Consider the following 22,390-nt stretch of genomic DNA (forward strand, 5'->3'; position numbering starts at 1 on the left):
GTATGCCTCCCCTCTCTTAAACTGGCTTACGCCGCCGATGCGGCCGAGGCCCCCGCCCCTGCTGTTGGCGTACGGCGCCGCCACAAGCGGTTCACTATCAGTGCGATGACCGAGATCAGAATCGTGATCAGCGCGAGAAACACCGATAGGGTCGCGGCATACGGAAGGTTGGTCATCGAGAAGGCCATATTGTAGATGTAGATGTTTGGTGTAAAGTCCGGCGAGATCGGTGTTAGCGCCGTCAACAGGAACGGTTCATTGAAAAGTTGCATGGAACCGATAAAGCTGAGGATACAGGTCATCACGATGGTCGGTTTCAGCAATGGCAGTTTGATGAAACGAGCCAATTGCCACTCGTTGCAACCGTCCAGTTTGGCGGCTTCATAGAGCTCGCTTGAAACTCCGGTCAAGGAGGCAATGTACAGAATCATGTTGTATCCTGCCCATTCCCAGGTAGCGATGTTGACGATAGCGTAAAGAAGAAAGCCGCTGGAAAGCGGATCGAACTTAAGGTCGTGCAGCAGCGGGTTCATCGACTTGGAGTACAGGAAACCCCACAGAATGGATGCAAACACGCCGGGCACCGCGTAAGGCAAAAGGAACAACAGACGAAACAACGATTTGAACTTCGCCCACTTGGTGTCAAGCAAGAGCGCCAACAGGAGGGCCAAAACAATCATGATGACTCCCTGTACAACACCGTAAAAGAACACGCGGACGATGGACACCCAAAACTGATGGTCTTGTATGGCCGTAATATAGTTCTGGAAGCCGACAAAGTAGAGCACTCCCATGCGACGGACAAAGAAACTGATGTACACCGCGTAAATCAGGGGGACCAACAGGAAGGCCACAAAAAGAAGGAGAAAGGGCGCCAGAAACGTCCACGGCTGCATGCGGTTCCGGATCATTTGTGCTGCCATATCATTCCCACCCCGATGTGTAGAGAGTTGCCCGGGGTAGGGCGATAGAGCCCACCCCGGGACAGCACAGCCTGAATTAAGTGGTCACCTTGTAGCCCTGGGACTTGCCATAGGTGACAACTTTATCCTGGACATTTTGCAGCGCCTGCTGGATGGACTCCTTGTTGGTGAACGCCTTACTCAACTCACTTGTCAATTGATTGAAAACGTAGGTTGACCAAGGGCTCCATTGGAATCCAGAGTAGACTTGGGGCGAAGCCTTCGCGAACACCTCTTTGTTGGACCGCTGGTTGTCCAACGCCGGGTTTGGAGCGTTAAACTGATCCAGTTTGAATCCATCGGAGCTGGCCGGGAAGAGCCCACCGCCACCGGTCTTGGCCGGCGATACGTCATGCTGCAACTCTTCCTCCTGCGTGTTGATGAAAGTGGCGAAGATAGCCGCCGCCTCCTGGTTCTTGGAAGCCTTTGTCACCGCTTGCACCGAGCCGCCGAAATCACCATCGACCTGTTGTCCAGCCTGCCACTGGGGAATGAACGCCACGTGCCACTTGTGCTGGCTCAGATTGTGATCCCATGGCACCAACGTCTCGCTGTCAAACCAAGCAGCTCCCACCGCCGTCGCATAAACACCGTTGTTGATGTTCTTCTCCCAGGAAGGGCCGGAGGCCGTGAAGTCCACCGCCCCGGCATCCACAAGGCCCTTCCAGTAGCTCAGGACCTTGGCGATCTTTGGATCGGTGAAGTTGACCTTCCAACCGTCCCCGTCGCGCTGCACGGGGGAGACGCCAGCCTGCCAGAACAGGGACTGAATCCATTGCGCATCGTTGTTCAGGAAGTAGGTGAAGTAGGCCTTTGGATTCTGCTTATGGAAGGCAAGCGCCTCCCGCTTGTATTCCTCCCACGTGGTCGGCACCTTCAGGTGGTACTTGTCGAAAACACTCTTTTGATAGAACAAGCCAAGCGGCCCCGTGTCTTCCGGTACGCCGTAGATGCGCCCGTCGTATGTGACCTGGTTGAGCACCCACTGCGGGAACTTGTCTTTATAGTTCTTCACGTAGGGAGTAATGTCCGCCAATGCGTTGGAAGAAATGTATTGCGGCATCACGTCGTATTCCAGCATGACCACATCCGGAACGCCGCTTCCCGACTGCAATACCGTGCTGAACTTCGTGTACTCGGTGGTTCCGGCGCCGGCATTGACCAATTTGACTTTGATGTTTGGGTAGTATTTCTCGAAAATCTTCACTTCCCCGGCGGCATTCGGAACCCAGCTCCACCACGTGATGGTGGCGTTCTTTTTAAATTCCGGGTAGCCCGTCTTCGGATCGATCTTTAACTTCTGTGTTGAGGATGAACCGGACCCGCCACCTTGGGCCGAGCCGCAGCCGGCCACGGCCCCCATTGCCACCAATGCGGCGGAAGCGCCGAAGAGGATGTTTTTCAGCTTCATGCCGTGCTCCCCCTTTTCATTTAACCTGATAATTCTTTCTTCTACAAAACCACAGAAACGCAATCGCTTCCAAAGGTACGAAACTATTCTCTTCATCGACCCCCTTAATTTGTACGAATCTATGCACCCATGAGCCTATTTCCGCCTTCCCTCCACGACCTTGCTGGCTCGACAAAACAGGTAAACCTCGCATGTTATCCGCTTACATTGATAATATCCGCGAGAGTCCAAAGTGTCAATCATTTTGTACGTACAAATTTTTGTGTCGATAGCGGTGGTTCGGACATTGGTGTGAAGAGGGCCCGGACAGAGCGGAAAACCATGCATTTGTACGGATGTCTTAGCCTCCACGTAACTGTGGAGCCATGCCAACCCGCTCGCATCCGGGCCTGAAAGATCTCTTTGGAGGGGACGCAAATTCAATTCGTGTCGTGGCTGGTTGGGGAGGAAAAGGCGGTTTCCACTTCGCGTGCCGACCGACGGACAATCAGTTCCGAGCCCAGAACATGGTCACGGTCATCTTTGCCACTCCCGAGTCCCCCTGGATTCTGTATGGCTTCCACCATAAACCGCGCCGCCGCTACCCCCATCTGCGTCTTGGGGTGCGTCATCGTGGTCAGCGGGACCTCTCCCACACTGGCCAGGGGCGCGTCGTCAAAGCCGACGATGGACACGTCCTCAGGCACCCGGACGCCATGTTGGCCGAGCATGGTCACCAGTTCAAACGCCACCTCGTCGTTGTAGCAAACGACGGCTTCCGGGCGCGTGTCCGGCGGGGCTGCGAGGATGCGCTGGGTAAGGGTCTCGACAGCTTCGCGCCGCGTCTCCGTCTCGTACATCGCGATAAAGCGCGATGCGGGCAGGATGCCGTGCGCCTTTAAGGCCTTCAGGAATCCGCGCATGCGGAATTTGCCCTGGACGTCATCCGATTTGAACAGCCCGCCGATGCGGGTGTGCCCCAGTTCCATCAGGTGCTGGGTAATGGTCTGCGCAGCCCCCACATCGTCAATGCGAATGGTCGGCGTGCACAGTTCGAGATACGAGGCGTGGAGCATGACCATCGGGATGTTGCGTTCGAGAATCTGCAGATACAAGTCGAGATTCGGATTTGCCACGGCGCTTTTCGTCGGTTCAACAATCAGTCCGTCCACGTGCGTCTCCAAGATGCGCCGCAGGGCGTCCCGTTCCCGGGAGAAGTCATTGGACGTGCTGAACAACAATACCGAATAGCCGGCCTGGCTCAGTTCCGATTCGATTCCGCGGATGATGGCGGGGAAGATATAGTCGTTGATGTATGTGGTCAGCACGCCAATTATCCGGGTGGGCACGGAGGTGCGCGAAACGTGGGGTTGTGCGACAAACGTGCCGCGGCCCTGCACACGACTGATCAGGCCGGCCGCCGCGAGCGACGATATGGCTTGCCGAATCGTGTGGCGGCTGACCCGGAACTCCTCGGCCAATTCAATCTCGGTGGGCAGTTGGTCACCGGGCTGGAAACGCCCATCCTGAATCCACTCACGTATGGTGTCACTCACCTGCAGGTGCTTGGAAGTCTTTTTGTTCTCCACAAACTGCCCCTCCCTGGCCGTTCTCGCTGTCCTGGCGTTCTGGGTCAAGCCCTCCCCCACGCAGAATCCAGGACCAAAGATCAACTTTCAATTTTACCCCAACACCGCCTCCATTGCCCACGCCATGCGGCCTTGACCGGCCAAAAAGTCGAAGATGGTGTACCTGTCGCGCAGCTCCCATGCGTGCTGGAACGTCTCCCGCAGAATGGGGCGGTCAACCTCCAGCCGCGCGCCTGCGTCCGCCAGGCCCATCACCCCCAGCGCCCGCTCGACCTGCGCGAACCAGGAGAACTCGGGCTGCAAAGCGGCGAGAATGCTCTTGCGGCTCCACTCGCGCCAGTTGTCCTGGCGCGCGGCCAGACGCTCGGCCTTGCGCGCCTGGGCGGCCTCCACCGTCTCGGCCCCGTCGCCGTAAAACTCGCGCACCCACTCTCGCCAGGACATATCCAATGTGCGCGGCTTGGGCTGAACCAGCTCGTCAATCTGCGGGAGCAGCCGGTAAAACTTCATCATCCACGTGGTGGCGTACCCGACCTGGTGCCCGTGCGAGGCGTGCGCGCGCCGTCCCTTGTACGCGAGCAGGTCCCAGAAGTGGGAGAGGTGGTGCTCACTGCCGCTGCAGGGGCGCGAGTTGCCGACCATCGCCATCGCCACGCCGGCGTTGACCAGGCCTAAAAACAGCTCTTGCACCGCCCCGGAGTCGCGGCTGCGCAGCCCTTCAGCCGCGTCGATGCACACCTTGAGCGGCTTTTGCACCAATTCGTAAGCAGCCGCGCAGAGCGGTTCCTGGTAAAGGGTGTGCGTCAGCTTCCAATCCAGCAAAGAGATGGTCTTGCCGACGAGATCGCCAAAACCAGCCTGAATCAGTTCCCACGGGGCTCTGGCGAGGACGGACGGATCGGCAAAAATCGCCCTCGCCGTGTGCGCCGGCAAGGTCGTCTTCAGGCCATCAAACTGCAGCGCCGCCACGCTGGACGCGTACCCGTCCATCGACGGGGCGGTGGCGACGACGACGTAGGGGATGCTCTCCTTGAAACTGGCGTAGCGGGTGATGTCGTTGATGACGCCGCTGCCCACCGCCACCGCCACCTGCGCGCCCGTCTCGCGAATGCGCCGCCGCACCGCTTCAATCTGCGGTCGGTCGGGCAAAAGGTCGTGCGTCTCCGGGAAGACGTGCGTATGCACTTTGTGGCCCGCCGCAGCCAGCGCGGACGCGGCTGCCCCGCCGAGAAGCGGGTGGGTGTTGGCGTCGCTGACGACCAGCCAGTCCTCCGCCTGCTGGGCGGCGGCGTAAGCCTTCAGGCGCTCCAGCATATCGGATCCGATGCAGACCTGCTCAATCGGCACGTGATGCGTTTGGCCGCAGGCACAGGCGACCGACCGGCCCATCCAGGCTTCCGCCGCGAGCATGGACAATCCCTCCTCAGTGTGCTTGCTGCACCAGGGGCAACAACTGTGAAAACGAGCGGATGACGACATCGGCCTTGGCCAGCTCATCAGGTTTATGAAAGCCCCCGTAACCGCAGCCGACCACAAACAGGCCGTTCTGCCTGCCGGCCTCGACGTCGGATTGCCGGTCACCCACCATCCAGGCCGAGGTCAGGCCCTGGCGCGACAGCAGCAGCCGCACCAATTCAACCTTGGACGCAGTCTGGTATTCCCCGGCGCTGTACGCCCCCGCAAACCAGCGGGCGATGCCGGTGGCTTCAAGGGCTCCTTTCACGTACGCCTCCAGGCCGTTGCTGGCCACAAACAACTGGCACCCCAGTTCCGCCAGCCCCTGCAGGGTTTCCGGGACGCCGGGGTACAGGCGGCCCTCGCCCTGCTTCAAGCCAGCGAGCTGGTGCTGGAGCAGGAGTTCGTCCGCCCGCCGGCGCGTGGCGGCGTCCGCCTCAGGCATCACGTTGTGCCAGATCTCGTCCAGGAGCAGACCGAGGCTGCCGAGGAACCGCTCCACCGGCGGTGTCGGCCCCTGCCACAGCCCTTCCCGGCGCAAATCGGCAAATGTCCGCTCATAGGCGGGCACAGACAGCGTCTCCGTCTGAAACAGCGTTCCATCCAAATCGAACAACAAGGCCTCGGGTCGAACTCTCGCTTGCAGGGCCAAGCCACCATCACGTCCTCACTTGTGTCGTCGGCAATGCCGCGGCACCGGGCCGCCGGCGAAGACGCGCGGAAGGCGCCTGTCGCCCGGGCGGCCGAAGCCGCGAGTTCAGCGCTGGCCGTAATACGCGTTCTTCCCGTGTTTGCGCAGGTAGTGCTTGTCGAGCAGGCTCTGCTGCATCGGCGCCAGGCTGGGATTGAGCGCCAACGAGTGGTAGGCCAACCTGGCCACCTCTTCCAGCACCACCGCGTTGTGCACCGCGTCCGCGGCGTCCTTGCCCCAGCAGAAAGGCGCGTGGCTGCGGACCAACACGCCCGGCATCGAAAGCGGATTTGTCTCGCCCAGCGTCTCGACAATGACGCGCCCGGTTTCATATTCGTAGTCGCCGCTGATCTCGTCGTCCGTCAGCGCCCGCGTGCAAGGGATAGATCCGTAGTAATAATCGGCGTGGGTGGTGCCGAGCGCGGGAATCGGCTTGCCCGCCTGCGCCCACACGGTGCCCCACGGGGAGTGCGTGTGCACGATGCCGCCAATCGTCGGCAGCGACTTGTACAACAGAGCGTGGGTCGGTGTGTCGGAGGAGGGGCGCAAATCCCCTTCCACCACCTCGCCGTCCAGGTTGCACACCACCATGTGCTCGGGTTGCAGTTCTTCGTACGGCACCCCGCTTGGCTTGATGACAAACAGGCCGCGTTCGCGGTCAACGCCGCTGACATTGCCCCACGTGAATTTTACCAGTTGATGCTTGGGCAGTTGAAGGTTGGCCTCCCACACGGCCTGCTTCAGTTGTTCCAGCACCCTCATCCACCTCCGTTGGGATTCGTCATGCTAGGAAACGGGACGGGACCCATCCCCCGCCCCACAAAAACGCCTGCTTCCCGTAGCCCACCCGCTCTACACCAGCTTCCAGGCGGCGTCGTCGAGACGCAGGCGCGTGCGCAGCTCCTGCGGGTTGGTGTGCTGGTCGATGGTGACGCACTCCACGCCGAGGATATCCGCAAAGTCCTGCACCTGTTCCGCCGTGACTTCGTAGGAGAACACGGTGTGGTGCGCGCCGCCGGCGTAAATCCACGCTTCCGCCGCGGCGGACAAGGATGGCTGCGGCCGCCACAGCACGCGCGCCACCGGGAGCTTGGGCATGTCCTTGGGCACCGGCACCGCCTCCACCTCGTTCTGCACGATGCGGAAACGGTGGCCCAGGTCGACCACGGACACCACCACCGCCCGGCCAGGACGTCCGTTGAACACGAGCCGGGCGGGATCGGCCTTGTGGCCCATGAGCAGCGGGTGCACCTCCAGGCGCGGCTTGTCGGCCGCCACCGTCGGGCAGACCTCGAGCATGTGCGCGCCCAGCAGCAGCTGGTTGCCCGGCTCCAGGTGGTAGGTGTAATCCTCCATGAAGGAGGTGCCCTTCAGGTCGGCCATCACCTTGAACACGCGCAGGAGCGCCGCTGTCTTCCAGTCGCCCTCGCCGCCGAAGCCATAGCCGTCGGCCATCAGCCGTTGCGCCGCCAGGCCGGGGAGCTGGCTCATGCCGTGCAGGTCCTCAAAGGTCGTGGTGAACGCCTCGTAGCCGCCCTCGTCGAGGAAGCGGCGCAGCCCGAGCTCAATCTGCGCCTGCTCGCGCACGCGCTGCCACTTCTCGGCGTCGTCCGCCACCCAGGCCGGGATCTCGTACAGGTCCCGGTACTCGCCAAGCAGCTTGTCCACCTCGGCGCCGCCGACCTGGTTGATGACGTCGACGAGGTCGCCGATGCCGTAGCCGTCCACGGTCCAGCCAAAGCGAATTTGCGCCTCCACCTTGTCGCCCTCGGTCACCGCCACGTCGCGCATGTTGTCGCCAAAGCGCGCGACCTTCAGCCCCTGGCTCAAGCGGTGTGCGGCCGCCACGCGCATCCAGGCGGCGATGCGCGACTGCACCGCCTCGTCCGCGAAGTGGCCCACGACCACCTTGCGCGCCACCTTGAGCCGGGCGGCCATGAAGCCGTACTCGCGGTCCCCGTGCGCCGACTGGTTGAGGTTCATGAAGTCCATGTCTATCGATTGCCACGGGATGTCCCGATTGAACTGGGTGTGCAGGTGCAGAATCGGTCGCTGGCAGCTCATCAGCCCGGCAATCCACATCTTCGCCGGCGAAAAAGTGTGCATCCAGGTGATGACGCCGGCGCAGGAAGGATCTCGGTTGGCCTCAAGGAACAAGGCGTGAATCGCTTCCGCCGTCGCGACCACCGGCTTTTGCACCAAGGCAAACGGCAGCCTGCCGCCGGAATTGAGGGCGCGCACCATCTCCGTCGTGTGCGCTTCGACCTGGCGCAGCGCCTCCTCTCCGTACAGGTGCTGGCTGCCTGTGACAAACCAAAACTGCAAGGTCGGTTTCCGCATGTTTTCTCCTCCTGTTGTCCAGCGCAAGGTCATTTCGCCGCCGTCAGGCGGATGGATTTGAGCTCGTGCATGAGGCGGACGTTCTCCTGCCCAAACCAGCCGTACAGCTCTTTGTACAGGCCGTAGAGCCGGTTGTACGCCGCGTGAGCCGCCGGATTGGGTTCATACCGGCGCGCCACCGGGGCGGCGAGGGCGTCGCTCGCCTGCTCAATCGTGTCAAACCCGCCCTTGGCCGATCCGGCCGCCACCGCGCCGAACAGGGCTGCGCCGCGCGCCGGTACCTCGCGCGAATCGCGCACGATGACCGGAAGCCCCATCACGTCGGCGTAAATCTGCATCAACAGCGGACTCTTGTGGGCGAGGCCGCCACAGGCCACCAGTTCGTGAAAAGGGATGCCGTGGGCACCGAAGTTCTCGACGATGCGCCGCGTGCCAAAGGCGGTGGACTCGAGCAGCGCCCGGTACACCTCCGCCGGCGTCGTCGCCAGCGTGTAGCCGACGAGGGCCCCGCTCAAGTTGGCGTCAGAGAGGATGCTGCGGTTGCCGTTCCACCAGTCCAGCGCAATCAGCCCGTTCTCGCCGATGGCGAGCCGCGCCGCCTGCGCCTCCAGGTGCTCATAGATGGAGACCCCTGCCTGTTCGGCCGCCGCCTGTTCACGCGCGGGCACCTGGTGCTTGACGAACCACTCAAACATGTCGCCCACAGCCGCCTGGCCGGCCTCGTAGCCATAGCGTCCGGGCAGTACCCCGTCCTTGACGACGCCGGTGATGCCGGGCAGGCGCACCTCCTCGTCGGTCACCGTCAGGTGGCAGATGGAGGTCCCCATCACCATCACAAACGATCCGGGCGCCTTCACGCCGACGGGCGGTACCGAGACCATGGCGTCGACGTTGCCCACCGCCACCGCCGCCTGTTCGGAAAGACCCAACTTGGCCGCCACATCGGGCCGGACGTGGCCCGCACAGGTGCCAAGCGGGTAGAACTCGTGCCCCAGTTTGGCAAACGGATCGGTAAAATCGGGATGAAGTGCGGTAAAGAAATCAAGCGGCGGAAAGCCCTCGTCGGGCGACCACATCGCCTTGTAGCCGGCGGTGCAACTGTTGCGCCGCAAGCGCCCGGTCAGGTGCCAGACAATCCAGTCGGTCGCCTCGACGAAGGCGGCGCAGGCGTTGTAGACCGGTTGGTCCTGCTCAAACACCTCCAGGAGCTTCGGAAAGTACCACTCGGATGAAACGCGGCCGCCGTAACGGGACAGAAACGACTCCCCGCGCGCCTTGGCCAGCTCGTTGATGCGATCCGCAATCGGCTGGGCGGCGTGGTGCTTCCACAACTTCGGCCAAGCGTGCGGGCGCTGGCGCCACTCCGGCAGCAGACACAGCGGGGTGCCGTCGTCCGCCACCGGCAGGACGGTGCAGGAGGTGAAGTCGATGCCCACCCCGACCACGTCGCGGCCGGAGACGCCGGCTTGCGCCAGGACGTCGGGAACGCCCTGATAGAGGACGTCGAGATAATCCTGCGGGTGCTGCAGCGCCCAGTCGGGCGCCAGCGCGATATCGGTGCCCGGCAGCGTGTCGTCAATCACGCCGTGCCGGTAGGGCACGACCGAGACGGCTTCCTCGGCGGCCGTCGCGAGATTGAGCAGCAGCACGCGCCCGGACTGGGTACCGTAATCAATGCCAATCGCGTATGGCAACGTGGTTTCACCTACCCATTCTGTTGGGAATCGCAGGTCTTGAAGAGACAAAAAGCCACCACAGCGAGGTTCCCTGGACCGGCGAGGCCGAGGAAGGGAAAGCGGATTCCCATGCGGCGATTTGTCCGTACAATAAGGCCTAGATGCCCGCCAAGACTGCGTACATCTACCTTGTATTTTCAATCTATCAGGGGTGGATGTCAACATATTTGTACGTACATTTTTGGGGTCAGGCGCCCTGCGGGCCCACCCTTGGTCAGGCGGGCCCGTGATGCTAACTTATGCTGTTGCTGGAATCTTATATGCGGCCGCGCGCCTTACGGCTGCCTGGGGGCGTGCGACTGAACGGGAACGGCTGTTGGGTGGAACAAGACCTCCTCCTGTGCCTTGCGGATGACCAGCCGTTCATCCCCCGGCATCAAGCGCATCCCCTTGCGCAGGACGTAGCGCAGCCAAGATCCGGCCATCCAGGAGGTCAACAGCGCCAGCATCACCAGGATGGCGAAAAAGTCCTGGTTGATGATGCCGAGCGAGAACGCCACCGACGAGAGCACAATCCCGGGGCCGCCGCGGGCGTTCATGGCGGCCGCGAAGTTGAGGCTCGTCAGTTTGTCCGTTTTGACCACCCGGCAGGTGAGGTACACGACCACGCTCTGCACGATGGTCGCGAAGATGAGGTAGAGGATAAAGAAGCCGGCGCTGAAGTGTTTGGCCAGGTTCAACTGCAGCCCGACGACGGCGAAGTAGAGCGGGATGAAGAAGGCAAACGCGATGCCGTTGATGCCCGCCTCCAGGCGCTGGTAAAGGGATTTGGGAAGGGCGAACTTGGTCGCGATGCCGGCCAGCAGCGCGCCGTACATGACGTCCACCTTCAGGTAGCCGGCGATGTCCGCCAGGGCGAACAAGATGACCAGAAAGTAGCCCAGAAACGAGGCCCGGAACAGGAAATTCGCGCGCTTGGAGGTGATTCGGCGCAGGCCCCAGGGCACCAGGGCGATGCAGACAACCAAGAAGGCGAAGGTGACGACCAGGCTGCGCGAGACCGTCCAGGCGTCGATATGGCCGCCCGGAGAGGACACCATTCCGGAGGCGATGGCCAACGCCACCCACAAGATGAGGTCGTGCACCCCGGCAATCGCGACGACGATTTTCGCAAAGCGGGAGTGCATGATGCCCAAATCGGAGAAGATTTTCGCAATGACCGGGATGGAAGTCACAGCGATGGAGATGGCGACAACAATCTTCAGCGCCACGATGTTGTGCGCAGCCCCGAGAAACTGGGCTGGGTTGAACAGGTAGGTCGACAGCCAACCGACCGCGAACGGGATGATGGTGGAACCGATGATAATGGCGATACCGAGCTTCAGGTCCGCCTTGGCGAACCGAGACTGGAACTTGAGTCCCGCCGTGTACAGCAAGAGAATCATCCCGAATTGATACAACAGCCCGAACAGGTCGCTCTCGGACGAAAACCCGAGGTACAGCCAGTGAAACGCTTGCGGGAACAAGGCGCCAAAACAGGTGGGCCCGAGCAGCAGCCCGCCGGCGACTTCCCCGATGACACGCGGAATGGCCAACCGCTCCACCACATAGCCGAGCACATTGGCGGCTGCCAGCAGCGCGACTAAGGCGAACAAAAAGCGCACCAAGTCGGCCGATGCTAAACTGAACATCCGTCTCCCTCCACATTCGGATTCGCGCCTGGCCAGGCAAACGTGAGATAGCGTATGCGGAGGGAGGGAGCCACTACAAGGCAAGCGTCCACCTCGGACAAACACCCGCAGGCCTCGGACACCAGTTTCCGCGCTTGCCTGAGGGCCCGGTATGTCGACAAAACAGGCTCCCGCGGGGGCGCGTCGCGCTGCCGCAGGAGCCATCATCCTTTGCGAGGAGGTTGTGGTGAGCTCCATCACCGATGGAATTGGTTATGCCTCATCATAGAGCGGGGAGGCATGCGGGGACACCGTCAATCGCCCGATTCCACCAGTTCCAGCTCTCCCGTGTCCGGATCTGCGACGAGTCCGTGCACCTTGACGCCCGGCGGCAGGAGCGGGTGGCTGCGAATGGTGGCGACACTCTTGCGCACCTCGGCGCGGACGTCGCTAAATCCCGCCAACCATTCCTCCAACCGGATGCCGCTGTGGGCAAGGGTATCCAGGGTCTCGGCGGGTATACCGCGGCTTTTCATCGTCTCAAGCAGGGTCTTGGCATGCGTGGCCGCCATCCCGCAGCGGTGGTGTCCGACCACGCACACTTCCTCGGCCCCCAGGTTGTAAACCGCGACCAGCACACTCTGCATCACGTGGCCAAACGGATGGCCGACCATGGCGCCCGCCACCTTGATGACGTTGGCGTCGCCATTCTTCAGGTTCATCGCCTTGGGCAAAAGCTCCACCAGGCGAGTGTCCATGCAGGAGATGACCACCAGCTTCTTGTCCGGCAGGTTGGAAGTCTGGTAGGGTGCATAGCCTTTGTCTGCAACAAAGCGTCGATTGTGTTCCAGGATCTCGGTTAACCGAGACATCCGGCACACCTCCTGTCGTGCGTCCGATTCTGGCAGAGACGAAGGAGGGCGGCCGCAGGCCCGCATCCCCCGCCGCGCACGCGCGCAGACCCGGCCCCTTGCCGCGCACGCGGCCCAGTCCGGCGGTCCTTTACTTCGCCGCCTCCAGCGCCTGGCCACGCTGTTTGCGCATGACGCCGTCCTTGTACTGGCGCTTTTCCTTCTCCGACATCGCCCGGTAATCCTTGAGGAACTTCTCGTATTGCGGCACGATGTCGGCAATCTTCCCGTACCCGCGCACCTCGCCGTATTCCAACCACAGCGCCTTCTGGCAGAAGCTTTTCACCTGCCCAATCGAGTGGCTGATGAAGAAAATCGTCTTGCCCCGCTGTTTGAACTCGTTCATCTTGTCCAGGCACTTGTCGGCAAACGTCTGGTCGCCCACCGATAGCGCCTCGTCGATGATGAGCACGTCCGGATCGATATGGACCGAGATGGCGAAGCCCAGGCGCGATCTCATCCCGCTGGAGTAGGTTTTGACCGGCTGGTCGATAAACTTGCCGATGTCGGCAAACTCGATGATCTCCGGTTCCATGGCGCGGATTTGCTGCTTGTTGAAGCCGAGCATCAGGCACTTGAGCTCAATGTTCTCGCGGCCCGTCAGTTGGGTGTTCAAGCCGGAGGAAATGGCGATGAGCGAAGCCTGACCGTCAATCTTCACGCTGCCGCTGGTCGGCGGCAGGATACCGGCGATGATGTTGGAGAGCGTCGATTTGCCCGATCCGTTCACGCCGATGATGCCGATGACGTCCCCTTTGTCGGCTGTGAAGCTGACGTTGCGCAGCGCGTAGAAGTCCTCTCCATAGCCGCCGGGCAAGATCATGTCCAGCAGGCGCTCGGATGTGCGTTTGAACAACTTGTACTTTTTCGTAACGTTCTCGACGACGACCGCATGCTCCATGGTCCTCACATCCATCCTCCGGTTTGCCGAGACGCGCCCGCCGCCTGGGCGCCGCCCCGTGGGTTCGCGGTGTGCCTAGTGCGGCCCGGCGTGACGCCGACGCGCTGCATGTCACATATAATCGACAAAATGCGCCCGAAACTTCAGGTGCACAGCAGAGCCAAACACAAAAAACAGGATGACGACAATCCAAAAGTATACGGTATAAGCGGCGTGGTCAACCAGGTACCAGGATGTTCCGAGCAAAGCGGCACGGTAGCCCTCGACGATGTAGAACAACGGATTGATCCGCATGATGACCTGCACCAGGTGCGGGAGATGGCTGGGATCCCACAGGAGCGGCGTCAAATAGAGCAGGATGCGCATGAACGATTGCACCACCATCTGCACGTCGCGCACCACGGTGGCCAGGGTCGACGTGATGAGCGAAAACGAGACCAACAACGCCAGCAGGCCAAACATATAATAGGGAAGCTGAATCAGGTACACGGACACGTGAAAGGGCGTGAACTGAAAGATGATAAAAACGATGGCCAAGAGTATCAGGTGCTGATAGAACTTGGCGGTGATGACGTAGGTTGGAATCACGCTGATGGGGAAATTCATCTGCGCCACCATGCGGATGCGCGTGTAGACCGACTTGGAAGCCTGCAAGGTGGCCTGATTCACAAAAAACCAGACGGTCATCCCGGCCAGCATCCAGAGGATGAACGGCACCTGCTCGACCGGATGGCTGCGGCGAATCCCGTAGCCAAACACGAACCAATAAATGCCTATCTGAATCATCGGGTTAATAATTTCCCAGAGAATGCCGAGGTAGTGGCCGCTGTTGTCGCTCTTCAGCTCAAACAGCGACAAACGGCGAATCAAGTACAGGTTGCGAATGTGCTCAATCAATACCGTCACGGCTGAACGCATGCTTTCTTCCTCTCTCCAAAGACGTGCTCGACCACCCGCCTGGCGGATTCACCGCACTCAAGGCGGCAAAAACGATGGGCGAACGCCTCCAAGGCGGGCGTCGGTTGAAACCCAGATGCCTGTGCAGCCTCGACCGCCGCGATGATTTCCTCCGTGTTGCGCACCAGCGGTCCTGGCGCTTCGCGCTCAAAGTCGAAATAAAAGCCACGCAGCCGATCCCGGTACGTCTCCAAGTCGTAGACGTAAAACACCATCGGTCGACGGAGGTTGGCGTAGTCAAACATCACCGACGAATAATCCGTGATGAGCAGGTCCGAAATCAGGTACAGCTCCCGGATATCCTCATGATTCGACACATCGATGGCAAAACCCTTGTACGCACCCAGGTCCATCCGTTCGGCGACCAGGTAATGCAGGCGCAGGAGCAGCACAAAGGAATCCCCCAGCCGCTCCCGCATCCGCTCCAAGTCCATGTGCAGGCCAAAACGGTACCGGCCCACGTCGAAGTATTCGTCATCGCGCCAGGTCGGCGCGTATAACAGCACGCGCCGCCCGTCAGGAATGCCCAGACGCTGCCGGATGCGCGCCACAGACCCATCCCCGTGGTGCGTATACAGGTAGTCATTGCGCGGATACCCGGTTTCCAGAACCTCGCCTGTGTAGCGAAAGGCGCGCCGAAAGATGGCGGTCGAATACGCGTTGGGCGAAACCAAATAGTCCCACTTGGCCGCCTCGCGATAGAACCCCCGCTTGTACCCATCATTTGTCTGTCCCGGAATATGCACCTCGCTCATGTCGCCGGCCAGGCGCTTGAGCGGGGTTCCGTGCCACGTCTGTACGTATACGGTGTGGCGAGGCTTGGACATCCACTGCGGCAGCCGGCTGTTGGTCACCCAATAACGGGCCCTCGCCATCGCCAGCCACCACGCAGGCGAAAACCGTCGCACATAGGAGACGCCGTGCTCCGCAAACCGCGCCTCCGCCTCCGGGTGCGCGCTCCAGAGCAGCTGGTACTCTGGGCGGTGCGCACGCATGTATTCGTAGATGGCGCGCGGGTTGCAACTGTACTGGCGCCCCATGAAACTCTCAAAGACAATCAGGCGGCGCTTGACCGGCAGCCAGGACAGCAGCGCAAAACCTGCGCGAAGCCCCGCCTGCAGCCACCGCCTGCGTCCCATTTTGGAGACCCATGACCTCATTCGCAAGCAGGATGTCCTCCCATCCTACATCGGCTGGCGGATGCCCGCGCCAGCCGCCATGTCGGTCGGGAGCGCATAAGAGGGCGTCTCAGCCAGCAGGAGATCCAGCAGCCGTTGGCTCGACTGGCCCTGAGAATATTGGTTCCACACCGCCGCGAATTGTTGCACGCGTTCCAGATCAAACGCGTTTTCCCGAATCACGCGGACAATCTCGGCCGTCGAAAACACAACCGGCCCCGGCACCATCGACTCGTACTCCGCCCACAGCCCGCGCTTGCGGGCATATGTGGACAAATCGTATGGATAGAAGACCATCGGCCGGCCCAACAGCGCGTATTCGTACGGCATGGACGAATAATCCGTGACGAGATAATCGGCCAAGAGCAGCAGGTCGCCCGCATCCGCGTAATCCGAGTAATCGAAGGCAAAGCCTCGGTAGGCGGACAGGTCTGCGATGCGGTTTTTGACCGCCGGGTGCAAGCGCAAGATCAGCGCATAGCCGTCCCCCAAGCCGCGCTGCAGCCCGGCGATGTCCAGGTGCAGCCGGAACGAGCCCAGCTCCCCGTCGCGAAAGGTCGGGGCATACAGGATGACGCGCCGCCCGGCCAGGGCCGGGTTCTCCGCCCGCAGCCGGGCAACCACGCGCTCGCGGTGCTGCGAATCGAAAAACGCGTCCGTGCGCGGCACCCCCGTGCGTACCATCCTATCCGCCGGCAAACCGAACGCCTGCTCAAACTGGCGCGCCATCGCGTCCGACCCGACGACCACCTTGTGAAACTGCTGATAGACGCGGCGAAACCGCCGCTTTGCCCGATTCGTCCGTTCCTTCACGCTTTCGTCGCACAGGCCGAACGTCTTCAGCGCCCCGGCCGCATGCCACAGCTGCACGCACTCGACGCCGGGCCGGAATCGCGCCGCGGCGAGAAAGGCATAATAGTTATCGACGATGATATAGCGCGATGTGGCCACATGGTACACCGCCCGCACCAGGTCCCAGGGCCGCCTGGCCGAGAAGCGGATGTTGACCGCTCCCGCCGCCCTGGCGCTGGCGCTGCGGCTCGACGCATGCAGGAAAACGACGCGCTTGTCCGCGTCGCGGCGCCGCAGCTCCTCATGCACAAACCGGCAGTTGTCGGCGAACGTATCGACAAAAGTGAACTTGTCCCGCAGCGGAAACACGCTGCATAGAGTAAACAGGACGCGGAACGCAAAAAGGTACAGCTCCACGGCCCACTCCCTAACCATTGTTTGCGGAGAGGAGGTCCTGCTTGATCTGCGTCGAGGAGATGCCAATGGTCCGCGGCAGGTAGACCACTTCGCAGTACTCCTTGAGAAAATCAAACTTCCCCCTCCAGTCATCTCCCATCACGAAGATGTCGATGTGGTGCTCGATAACATCGCGGACCTTCTGCTCCCAGGAGACCTCCGGGATGACCTCGTCGACATAGCGGATGGCTTCCAGGATAAGCTTTCTATTTTCATAGCTATAATACGCTTTCTTATTCTTCTCCGCGTTAAATTCATCTGTGGACAGGCCCACGACCAGGTAATCCCCCAGCTCCCTCGCGCGCTTGAGCAAATTGATGTGCCCCCAGTGCAACAGGTCAAACGTCCCATAGGTCAAAACCTTTTTCACTGCGCATCCCCCTTTGGGCGGTTGCGTCCGCATCGGCGGCCTCGCGCCACGCTCGGTTGACCGCTCGCCGGAGACCACTCAGAGCGGTTCGACACCGTGCACCATGGGCAACAAACACCCATCCGTTTCAAGCGCCTGCGCGGGAATGGGAAAGTCGGACGCACGCAAGAGGTTGTCCGACTTTCCAACATGAGGATGGGCATATTTTTCAGCTCAATACCATACTCGACATTATATGCCCGCCGCTGCGGCAGATCAATGGTGAAACATGGCTTCAATCCATCCACTTCCGCCCCACCGCCGCCACCCGGACACCCTCCTGCGCCAAGGCCGCACGCATGCGCCGGGCCAACTCAAGCGCCTGCGGGCCGTCGCCGTGGATGCAGACCGTGTCCGCCGCAATCGCCACGTCCACGCCCTGCCGCGACAACACCTTTCCCTCTTTGACCATGCGGATGACTTGCTGAACGGCCCGGTCGGTGTCTGAAATCAGCGCGTCCGGCTGCCGCCGCGGCGTCAGGGAGCCGTCCGACTGGTAGGTCCTGTCGGCGAACACCTCGCTCGCCGTACGCAGCCCTATCCGCTCCCCGGCCTGCACCAACTCACTGCCCGAGAGCCCAAACAGGATGAGTTCCGGATTGACCTTGTAGACCGCCTCGGCCACCGCCGCCGCCAAAGGCGCCCGCACCGCCGCCATGTTATACAGCGCCCCGTGCGGTTTGACATGCTGCATTCGGCCCCCCGCCGCCCGTACAAACGCGTCCAGCGCGCCTATCTGGTAGACGACGATGTCGTACGCCTCTCGCGGCGAGATGTCCATGTTGCGCCGGCCAAACCCAACCAGGTCCTGCAACCCCGGATGCGCGCCTATCGCCACACCCTTGCTCAGCGCCCGTTCCACCGTCCGGCGCATGGTGCCCGCGTCGCCCGCATGGAACCCGCAGGCGATGTTGCACGATGTGACCACGTCCAGCATCTCGTCATCCTGGCCCAGGCGATAGACGCCAAAGCTCTCGCCGAGGTCGCAGTTCAGGTCCAAAACGGGCACAGCCTACCCTCCCATTCGCAAATCGCTAATTGACCGGGACAGGGCGGCCGCGCCCCCCGTCCCAGCTTCCCGTTGCCGCTCAGTTGGCCCGGTACGACGCAAACGGAATGTAGCGGAACGGCGCGCTGAGGTCGTCCAGCTTCTGCAGCGTATCCTCGTCCAGCACCAAATCGACGCTCTTCAGGTTTTCCTCCACCTGCTCCTCGCGCGTCGCGCCGACAATGATGGTCGCCACCGCCGGGCGGGTCATCAGCCACGCCAGCGACAGCGCCCCGGGAGAGCAACCCAACGAGGACGCCAAATCCGCCACACGCTCGCCCAGCTGCAGCCGGTCGTCGTCCAGCCGGCGGGCGAAATTCGGGTCCTTCTCCGCTCTCGATCCGCTCGGCGCCGCGCTCCCGCGCCGGTACTTGCCGGTTAGGATGCCCCCCGCCAGCGGAAAATATGGAATCAAGCCAACCCCCTGGTCCAAGCACAGCGGAATCAACTCCGCCTCCGGCGTCCTGTCGGCCAGGGAATACGAAGGCTGGATGGACACATAGCGCTCCCAGCCGTACCGCTCGCTGATGGACAGCGCCTTCATCAGCTCCCAGGCCGCGTAGTTGGACGCGCCGATGTAGCGCACCTTGCCGGAGCGGACCATATCGTCCAGCGTCCGCAGCGTCTCCTCCAAGGGTGTGGATGGATCAAACCGGTGAATCTGGTAGAGGTCCACGTAATCCGTTTGCAGCCGACGCAGGCTGTCCTCCAACTCGCCCATCAGGTGCGCCCGGGAAGACCCGCCCTGGTTGGGCCCGTCCCCGCGCTTCATCCCCGCCTTCGTGGCAATCACCGCCTCGTGCCGGCGCCCCTTGAGTCCCTTGCCGATGATGCGCTCCGATTCGGTGCCGCTGTAAATGTTGGCCGTGTCGATGAAGTTGATGCCGGCGTCGAGTGCCTTGTGCAGGACGCGGATGGAAGCGTCCTCGTCCGCCCGCGATCCGAACGCGTTCGTGCCCAGCCCCAACACGGAAACCTCAAGTCCACTGGCGCCCAACCTGCGATACTTCATCCATTCCACGCCCCTTGTTTCAAATTGGAAACAAACCAGCCGCCTTCGACAACCCCACGCGCAGTTCGGCGAGACCTTGTTCCCGTTTTTGCTGCACCGCCCGCGCCTGCTCCAGCGTCACCCACACAAAGCGCAGCGATTCGCCCGGCCGCGCTTGGGCGATGACCGGCAGGTCCGCCTCCATGACCTGGGCGATGACCGGATACCCACCGGTCGTCTGGCAATCCGCCAGCAGCACCACCGGATGCCCCAAGCCTGGCACCTGCACCGCGCCGGCCGCCGTCGGCTCCGACACCATCTCCAGCTTCCGCCGCGGGGCCAGCCTCGGCCCCCTGAGCCGGTACCCCATCCGATCCGATTGTGGGGTGATGGTGAACGGCGCCCGCGCCAGCGTGCTCCGGGCCGCTTCGCTGAACGCGTCCACCTGCGCGCCGGGCAGCACGCGCACGCGCGGATTGGGCCGGTAATCGGGCAAGAGCCCCGGGTCCACCGTCCAGGCGGCCAGCACGAACGGACTCGCCCCGCCACTTGGCCCATCCTCCGCGTCCTGGCCGGCCGCCGCCAGCGCCTGCTGGCGCATCCGCCCCAAGGCTGATGGGCTGCCCAGCGGCAACACGTCCCCCGCCTTCAGGGCTCGCCCCCGCCAGCCGCCCATGCCGGCGCGCAGGTGCGTGCTGGCGCTGCCCAACACCTCTGGCACGGCGATGCCCCCGAGCGCCGCCAGGTACATCCGGCAGCCGCGCGGGTTGGGCTCAAACTCCAGGACCTGGCCGCCCCGCACCAGCACCGGCCGCCACGTCGGCACTTCCCGCCCCGCCACGTACGGGGTCATGCCAAATCCGGCGAGCGCCACCAGCGTGTCCTCGGTAAACCGCAGCTTTGGCCCGCGCACCGTCATTTCCAACGCCGGCGCCCCCTCCGGGTTCCCGACCAGCAGGTTGGCTACACGCAGGGCGAAGGTGTCCATCGCCCCCGAGACGGAAACCCCATATTTTTGGTACCCGTGCCTCCCCAGGTCCTGCACCGTCGTCAGCAGGCCCGGCTGCAGCACCTCAAGCCGCCCGCCCGGCTCGGCTCCCACACGGATGCCCGGGCGCAAAGCCGCATCATCGCCCTGGCCTCCTTCCTGCGAGGCAGCCGGGGCAGCCGCGGCGTCCCGCGGGGCTTCTTGCGCCTCCGTGCCACCCGCCTCTGCCTGCGGGCCTTCCTCCCCGGGCCGGTGGGCACTCTCCGCGGCCAACCGGTCGTACTCCTCGCGGCTGATGGCGCGAAAGCGCACCGTGTCGCCCGGTGCCAACAGGCTCGGCGGGTCTTCCTCGGGCCGGAAGAGGGGCACCGGCGTGCTCCCAATAATCCGCCAGCCCCCCGGCGTCGCCAGCGGATAGACGCCGGTCTGCTGGCCGGCGATACCGACACTGCCAGCCGGAATCTGGGTCCTGGGCTCGGCCAGCCGCGGCGTCGCCAGACGCGCCGGCAACCCGCCCAGATACGGAAACCCGGGCGCGAAGCCAATCATGTAGACCCGGTAGCCGCCCCCGCTATGGAGGCGCACCACCTCATCCTCGGAGAGGCCCGTGTGCGCCGCCACGTCCGCCAGGTCCGGCCCCAGCGCGCCCCCGTAGCAGACCGGGATTTCGACCTCGCGCGGTTGTGGGCCGGCGTCCGTCGAACTGGCGCGAATCCGCTCGAATATCCACCGGCTCACCCGCTCGAAGTCGGTCCGACTCGGGTCATAGTAGACGGCCACCGCTGCAAAGGCGGGTACGCACTCGCGAAAACCGGCCGCGGGTTCCGCCTCCAAAGATCGGACCAGCCTCAGCACCTCGCCGTGCACCGCCTCGTCAATCGCGTCGCCAAAGCGGACGAGCACCCCGATGTCACCCAAAGGAAGCATCTCCACCCGGCTCACCTCGTCCTCAACCCGCTGCCTGTCCGCCTCCTCCAACGTGTGCAATGCCTGCGCAAAATCGAACCGCCCCTCGCTGTCGCTCATCGCGTCTGTTCAGAAATTTGTGGTTCTATTCTACCATCCCCAGCGGATGGGCGGCGAGAACGCAGAGGGAAGTTTCCTCGTCTTTTTGCGTATACTCCTACGCTTCAGCCAGACAGGCGCGCCTCCCCCGATGTCTCTTACCACCATTGTCCAATTATACCCGCAAGGGAAGTTCGGCGTATACTCGGGGAGAGGAGGGTTGACTCATGAAGATTGAAGTATGGTCGGATTTTGTCTGTCCGTTTTGCTACATCGGCAAGCGCCACCTGGAGCAAGCGCTGTGCAGCACCGGCCTGGCGGACAAGGCGGAGGTCGTATTCAAAAGCTTCGAACTCGATCCGGCCTCCCCGGTGAACCCGGGCACATCTGTGCACGAGCGGTTGGCCGCCAAGTACGGCATGAGCCTGGAGGAAGCCCGGGCCGCAAACGCCAAGATGGCCGAACGCGCGGCCGCGGTGGGACTCACCTACCACTTTGACACCATGATTCCCACCAACACGTTTGACGCCCACCGCCTGGCCCAGTTCGCCGCCCAGAAGGGAGCCGGCGAGACTGTGGTGGAACGGTTGTTCAAGGCGTATTTCACCGACTCCCTGCACATCGGCGACCGCCAGGTGTTGGTCCAGATTGCCTCGGAAGCCGGCCTGGATGCAGAGGAAACCCGGTCCATGCTGGAGGAAGGCGGCTGCAGCGAGCGCGTGCGGACCGACGAAGCCGAGGCGCAGCAGCTTGGCATCCACGGCGTGCCGTTTTTCGTCGTGAACCGCCGCTACGCGATTTCCGGCGCCCAGCCCATCGCGTTGTTTGTCGACACCCTGCAAAAGGCGTGGGAAGAGGAACAGAAGAACAAGCCCCGTCTGGTGCTTGTGGGGGATGACAGCCAAGACGCGGACAGCCCCGCTTGCACGGACGGATCGTGCTCTGTGTGACCCGCCTCGCGCCCTCTCCTCTCCTATAAGA

Annotated in this window: 18 protein-coding genes, 1 pseudogene and 1 riboswitch; of the genes and pseudogenes, 1 reads left to right on the forward strand and 18 read right to left on the reverse strand. The window is 62.4% G+C overall.

The genetic code is table 11. The annotated features are described in order from the left end of the window. Nucleotides 1-26: 26 nt before the first annotated feature. From AK2_RS11305 to pxpB, 18 genes and pseudogenes are all read right to left on the reverse strand, one after another. Entirely contained in the window at nt 27-923 is an 897-nt protein-coding gene (locus AK2_RS11305) for a carbohydrate ABC transporter permease (RefSeq protein WP_245632882.1), read from the reverse strand. Between the two features lie 76 nt (nt 924-999). Next, nucleotides 1,000-2,373 carry an ABC transporter substrate-binding protein gene (locus tag AK2_RS11310; protein WP_067934434.1) on the reverse strand — a complete coding sequence of 458 codons (1,374 nt, stop codon included), beginning with the start codon at nt 2,371-2,373 and terminating at the stop codon, nt 1,000-1,002. A 419-nt stretch (nt 2,374-2,792) separates the two neighbouring features. Then, complete coding sequence (locus tag AK2_RS11315; protein WP_067934435.1) at nt 2,793-3,941, reverse strand: GntR family transcriptional regulator; 1,149 nt, start codon at nt 3,939-3,941, stop codon at nt 2,793-2,795. A 93-nt stretch (nt 3,942-4,034) separates the two neighbouring features. Further along, nucleotides 4,035-5,351: a sn-glycerol-1-phosphate dehydrogenase gene (locus AK2_RS11320; RefSeq protein WP_067934437.1), complete on the reverse strand. Its 1,317-nt coding sequence runs from the start codon at nt 5,349-5,351 to the stop codon at nt 4,035-4,037. Nucleotides 5,352-5,364: 13 nt separating this feature from the next. Continuing rightward, nucleotides 5,365-6,042 carry an HAD family hydrolase gene (locus AK2_RS11325; RefSeq protein ID WP_067934523.1) on the reverse strand — a complete coding sequence of 226 codons (678 nt, stop codon included), beginning with the start codon at nt 6,040-6,042 and terminating at the stop codon, nt 5,365-5,367. Between the two features lie 111 nt (nt 6,043-6,153). Next, nucleotides 6,154-6,843 (reverse strand): L-ribulose-5-phosphate 4-epimerase, encoded by a 690-nt coding sequence (gene araD / locus AK2_RS11330; RefSeq protein WP_067934440.1) that lies wholly within the window; start codon nt 6,841-6,843, stop codon nt 6,154-6,156. Between the two features lie 96 nt (nt 6,844-6,939). Continuing rightward, a complete protein-coding gene (araA, locus tag AK2_RS11335; protein ID WP_067934442.1) occupies nt 6,940-8,427 on the reverse strand; it encodes an L-arabinose isomerase in 1,488 nt (495 codons plus the stop codon). Nucleotides 8,428-8,456: 29 nt separating this feature from the next. Further along, entirely contained in the window at nt 8,457-10,121 is a 1,665-nt protein-coding gene (locus tag AK2_RS11340; RefSeq protein ID WP_067934444.1) for a ribulokinase, read from the reverse strand. Nucleotides 10,122-10,438: 317 nt separating this feature from the next. Continuing rightward, a complete protein-coding gene (locus tag AK2_RS11345) occupies nt 10,439-11,794 on the reverse strand; it encodes a cation:proton antiporter (protein WP_067934446.1) in 1,356 nt (451 codons plus the stop codon). Between the two features lie 187 nt (nt 11,795-11,981). Then, nucleotides 11,982-12,044: riboswitch (Fluoride riboswitch) on the reverse strand. A gap of 43 nt (nt 12,045-12,087) precedes the next feature. After that, complete coding sequence (locus AK2_RS11350; protein WP_067934448.1) at nt 12,088-12,645, reverse strand: beta-class carbonic anhydrase; 558 nt, start codon at nt 12,643-12,645, stop codon at nt 12,088-12,090. Nucleotides 12,646-12,790: 145 nt separating this feature from the next. After that, nucleotides 12,791-13,585, reverse strand: a pseudogene (tagH, locus tag AK2_RS11355) (teichoic acids export ABC transporter ATP-binding subunit TagH); the annotation flags it as partial. A 111-nt stretch (nt 13,586-13,696) separates the two neighbouring features. Further along, a complete protein-coding gene (locus tag AK2_RS11360) occupies nt 13,697-14,503 on the reverse strand; it encodes an ABC transporter permease (RefSeq protein WP_067934452.1) in 807 nt (268 codons plus the stop codon). After that, nucleotides 14,488-15,702: a CDP-glycerol glycerophosphotransferase family protein gene (locus tag AK2_RS11365; RefSeq protein WP_067934453.1), complete on the reverse strand. Its 1,215-nt coding sequence runs from the start codon at nt 15,700-15,702 to the stop codon at nt 14,488-14,490. The genes AK2_RS11360 and AK2_RS11365 overlap by 16 nt, the downstream gene beginning before the upstream one ends. A 24-nt stretch (nt 15,703-15,726) precedes the next feature. Further along, nucleotides 15,727-16,929 (reverse strand): CDP-glycerol glycerophosphotransferase family protein, encoded by a 1,203-nt coding sequence (locus AK2_RS11370; protein WP_245632883.1) that lies wholly within the window; start codon nt 16,927-16,929, stop codon nt 15,727-15,729. Nucleotides 16,930-16,939: 10 nt separating this feature from the next. After that, entirely contained in the window at nt 16,940-17,338 is a 399-nt protein-coding gene (gene tagD, locus AK2_RS11375; RefSeq protein ID WP_067929107.1) for a glycerol-3-phosphate cytidylyltransferase, read from the reverse strand. Nucleotides 17,339-17,612: 274 nt separating this feature from the next. After that, nucleotides 17,613-18,386 carry a LamB/YcsF family protein gene (locus AK2_RS11380; protein WP_067934458.1) on the reverse strand — a complete coding sequence of 258 codons (774 nt, stop codon included), beginning with the start codon at nt 18,384-18,386 and terminating at the stop codon, nt 17,613-17,615. 79 nt (nt 18,387-18,465) lie between these two features. Then, nucleotides 18,466-19,437 (reverse strand): aldo/keto reductase, encoded by a 972-nt coding sequence (locus tag AK2_RS11385; RefSeq protein ID WP_067929109.1) that lies wholly within the window; start codon nt 19,435-19,437, stop codon nt 18,466-18,468. Nucleotides 19,438-19,456: 19 nt separating this feature from the next. Beyond that, nucleotides 19,457-21,430 carry a 5-oxoprolinase subunit PxpB gene (gene pxpB, locus AK2_RS17815; protein WP_369406145.1) on the reverse strand — a complete coding sequence of 658 codons (1,974 nt, stop codon included), beginning with the start codon at nt 21,428-21,430 and terminating at the stop codon, nt 19,457-19,459. Nucleotides 21,431-21,636: 206 nt separating this feature from the next. Here pxpB and AK2_RS11395 point away from each other — a divergent pair, with 206 nt between their 5' ends. After that, nucleotides 21,637-22,359: a DsbA family oxidoreductase gene (locus tag AK2_RS11395; protein ID WP_067934461.1), complete on the forward strand. Its 723-nt coding sequence runs from the start codon at nt 21,637-21,639 to the stop codon at nt 22,357-22,359. The last annotated feature ends 31 nt before the right edge of the window (nt 22,360-22,390 follow it).

This window comes from Alicyclobacillus kakegawensis NBRC 103104 (assembly GCF_001552655.1).
Taxonomy (GTDB): domain Bacteria; phylum Bacillota; class Bacilli; order Alicyclobacillales; family Alicyclobacillaceae; genus Alicyclobacillus_G; species Alicyclobacillus_G kakegawensis.